Raw genomic sequence first — 3,693 nt, 5'->3', positions numbered from 1 at the left:
TCAGGCCCAAACTCCGGCCGCCTGATGGCGCTCTCACCATCGCCCGTTCAGGCTCATCTCTGGATTGGAAAGGACTCACTTGTGCGCCATGGCCATGTTGCATGCGCGATGCAATATGGCATTACGGCGTCACGGCGTCTCCCCCGGTCAACCGCGAGTGCTCGCGAGCACGCTTCTCAGCCGGTCAGTGGCACGCTCCAGGGTTTTCATATCCGTGGCGAAGGACAGGCGTAGCCGCCCCGGGAGCCCGAAGGCGGAACCCGGCACCATTGCGACCTCCGCTTTCTCCAGCAGCCACTCGGCGAAGGCGACGTCGTCCCGTGTGCCGGCGGTGCGCATTGCCCTGCGCACGTCGGCGAAGCAATAGAATGTGCCGTCACCAGCGCGGCAGGCGATACCGGGCAGCGTGTTGAGCTGCTGCACCAGGTAGTCGTGGCGTTCCCGGAAGGCGGCCCGCATCGGCTCGACGCACGCCAGGCCGCCGTCCAGCGCAGCGATGGCCGCGGCCTGGGCGATGCTGTTCGGGCCGGAGGTGGATTGCGACTGAATCTTCGTCATCGCTTCGATGATGGTCCGCGGGCCGGCGGCGTAACCGATGCGCCAACCGGTCATGGCGTAGGCCTTGGAGACGCCGTTGACCACGATGGTGCGGTCGCGCAGCCGCGGACAGGCAGTAACGATGTTGTGGAAGCTTCCCTGCCAGAGGATGTGCTCGTAGATGTCGTCGCTGGCGATGAGCACGTCCGGGTAGCGGTCCAGCACTTCGCCGAGCGCGGCGAGCTCGTCGCGGCTGTAGGCGATGCCCGTGGGATTGGCCGGGCTGTTCAGGATCACCAGCCGGGTGCGGTCTGTGATCGCGGCGTCAAGCGCTTCCGCGGTCAGGCGAAAGCCGTTGTCTTCGTCGGTATCCACGATCTCGGGGACGCCATCGGCGAGCCGCACCATGTCCGGGTAGGACACCCAGTAGGGGGCTTGAACCACGGCCTCGTCGCCCTCGTCGAGCAGGGCGGCCATCAGGTTGTAGAGGCACTGCTTGGCGCCGCTGCTGACGATGACTTCGTCCGCGGCGTATTCCAGACCGTTTTCACGCTCGAGCTTGCGGCGGACAGCTTCCCGCAGCGCGACATTGCCGTTGGGTGGCGTGTAGCGGGTTTCACCGCGGCGAATCGCCTCCACGGCCGCGGCGCTGATATGCTCCGGGGTGTCGAAATCCGGCTCGCCCGCGCTCAGACTGATCACGTCGCGTCCGGCGGCGCGCATTTCCGCGGCGCGGGCACTCACCGCCATCGTGGGGGAGGGCGCGATGCGCTGCACGCGCCGGGCCAGTTGAAACGCCACGTTCCACCTCCAGTACTCGCGTATCGCCGTCGATGATACGCCAATGCCCCGAGAGGGCCGAACCATCATGGCCGACGAGTTCGTTCTAAAGTCGCAGTATGAGCCGGCGGGGGATCAGCCCACGGCCATCGAAACATTGTCCACGAGCCTCAATCATGGCAACCCGGACCAGACGTTGCTGGGCGTGACCGGCTCCGGGAAGACCTTCACCATGGCGAGTCTGATCGCGCGCGAGCAACGGCCCGCGGTGATACTCGCGCCGAACAAGACCCTCGCTGCCCAGCTCTACGGTGAGTTCAAGGCTTTCTTCCCCGAGAACGCCGTGGAGTACTTCGTCTCCTACTACGACTACTACCAGCCCGAGGCCTACGTGCCGGCGTCGGACACCTTCATCGAGAAGGACGCCTCGGTGAACGAGCACATCGAGCAGATGCGGCTGTCGGCGACCAAGGCGATCCTGGAGCGACGTGACACCATCATCGTGGCCTCGGTGTCCTCCATCTACGGCCTCGGCGACCCACAGGCGTATCTCAACATGGTCCTGCACCTGGTGCGCGGCGAGCGTATAGACCAGCGCCTGATCCTGCGTCGCCTCGCTCAGCTCCAGTACCAGCGCAACGACCACGATTTCGCGCGTGGCACCTACCGTGCCCGTGGCGATGTCATCGATATTTTTCCCGCGGAGTCCGAGGACGAGGCGGTGCGCGTCGAACTCTTCGACGACGAGATCGAGGCGCTGGCCTGGTTCGACCCGCTCACCGGTGAGGTCCTCCGGCGCGTGCCGCGCCTGACGGTCTACCCCAAGACACACTACGTCACGCCGCGAGAGACCATTCTCAACGCTATCGAGCGAATCAAGGTGGAGCTCGCCGAGCGGCTCGAAGACCTGCGCGAGGCTGGCAAGCTGCTGGAGGCGCAGCGGCTGGAGCAACGCACGCGCTTCGACCTGGAGATGATGCAGGAGCTCGGCTACTGCAACGGCATCGAAAACTACTCGCGCTACCTCTCAGGGCGCGGCCCGGGGGAACCGCCGCCATGCCTGTTCGATTACGTGCCGCCGGATGCCATCCTCTTCATCGACGAGTCCCACGTCACCGTGCCTCAGCTTGGCGGCATGTTCCGTGGCGATCGCTCGCGCAAGGAAACCCTGGTGGAGTACGGCTTCCGTCTGCCGAGCGCCCTCGACAACCGCCCCCTGAAGTTCGAGGAATTCCGTCAGCTGCAGCCGCAGACGGTCTACGTTTCGGCCACCCCGGGCCCGTTCGAGGAGCGCCATAGCGAGACGGTGGCGGAGCAGGTGGTGCGCCCCACCGGGCTGGTCGACCCGGAGCTCGAAGTGCGCCCTGCCGGTACCCAGGTGGACGATGTCCTCTCCGAGATTCGCGATCGTGTTGCCGCCGGCGAACGCACCCTGATCACCACGCTCACCAAGCGAATGGCCGAGGACCTCACGGAGTACCTGCACGAGCATGGTGTAAAAGTCCGTTATCTGCATTCCGACGTGGATACCGTCGAGCGCATGGAGATCATCCGGGATCTGCGTCTTGGCGCTTTCGACGTGTTGGTGGGCATTAACCTGTTGCGCGAGGGGCTGGATATCCCCGAGGTCTCGCTGGTCGCCATCTTCGATGCGGACAAAGAGGGATTTCTGCGCGCGGAACGCTCTCTCATTCAGACCGTCGGCCGTGCCGCCCGCAACGTCCACGGCAAGGCGATTCTCTACGCCGACCGCATCACCGACTCCATGCGTCGCGCCATGGACGAGACCGAGCGACGCCGGGCGAAGCAGATCGCATTCAACGAAGCCCACGGCATCACTCCCCGGGGAATCGAGAAAGCCGTCGCCGACGTCATGGAGCGCGGCGAGGCCGGGGCGCCGGACACCGCCGAGCACTACGCGAAGGTGGCGGAGGCCGCCAGGCCCTATGCGGGTATGTCGCCCGGCGACGCGGTCAAACGTATCCAGGAGCTGGAGCGCGAGATGCACGAGCGCGCGCGTAATCTCGAGTTCGAGGAGGCCGCGCGCCTGCGCGACGAGATCAAGCGCCTGCAGCAGTATGCCCTCGGCGAGCCTGCGCGGGAGTCGGCGTGATACTTACCAACCTTTCGGCAAGAGGCGACGATCACCAAGGCATACAAAGGCGGGCAGCTCCTGGGGTGCTCGTCGGGTGAGGGCGCGATACGGTTGACACCTCGCACCGTCACTCGCGTGTCCAGGCGATATATCGGTGGTCTTGTGCCTTGGCGGTAGGGTTTCGCGTTAGCCGTTCCCTGTTGCGGGGAGTCCTTTCCAATCCAGAGATGAGCCTGAACGGGCGATGGTGAGAGCGCCATCAGGCGGCCGGAGTTTGGGCC

At 65.3% G+C, this 3,693-nt stretch carries 2 protein-coding genes; one reads left to right on the top strand and one right to left on the bottom strand.

From position 1 onward, the window contains the following. Positions 1-147: 147 nt before the first annotated feature. Positions 148-1,338 carry a pyridoxal phosphate-dependent aminotransferase gene (locus ACPEES_RS22945; protein WP_435106749.1) on the bottom strand — a complete coding sequence of 397 codons (1,191 nt, stop codon included), beginning with the start codon at positions 1,336-1,338 and terminating at the stop codon, positions 148-150. A 67-nt stretch (positions 1,339-1,405) separates the two neighbouring features. Between ACPEES_RS22945 and uvrB the strand changes: the two genes are divergently transcribed. After that, positions 1,406-3,430, top strand: coding sequence for an excinuclease ABC subunit UvrB (gene uvrB, locus ACPEES_RS22940; RefSeq protein ID WP_435106751.1), 2,025 nt, complete (start codon positions 1,406-1,408; stop codon positions 3,428-3,430). Positions 3,431-3,693 lie beyond the last annotated feature (263 nt).

It is taken from the genome of Arhodomonas sp. AD133 (genome assembly GCF_051195215.1).
Classification (GTDB): domain Bacteria; phylum Pseudomonadota; class Gammaproteobacteria; order Nitrococcales; family Nitrococcaceae; genus Arhodomonas.
The sequence above is the reverse complement of the archived record's forward strand: the minus strand, read 5'-3'. Positions and strand labels throughout refer to the sequence as shown.

Excerpts from the sequence above, each read along its gene's own strand:
- uvrB (WP_435106751.1), top strand. The coding sequence starts at position 1,406 with ATGGCCGACGAGTTCGTTCTAAAGTCGCAGTATGAGCCGGCGGGGGAT.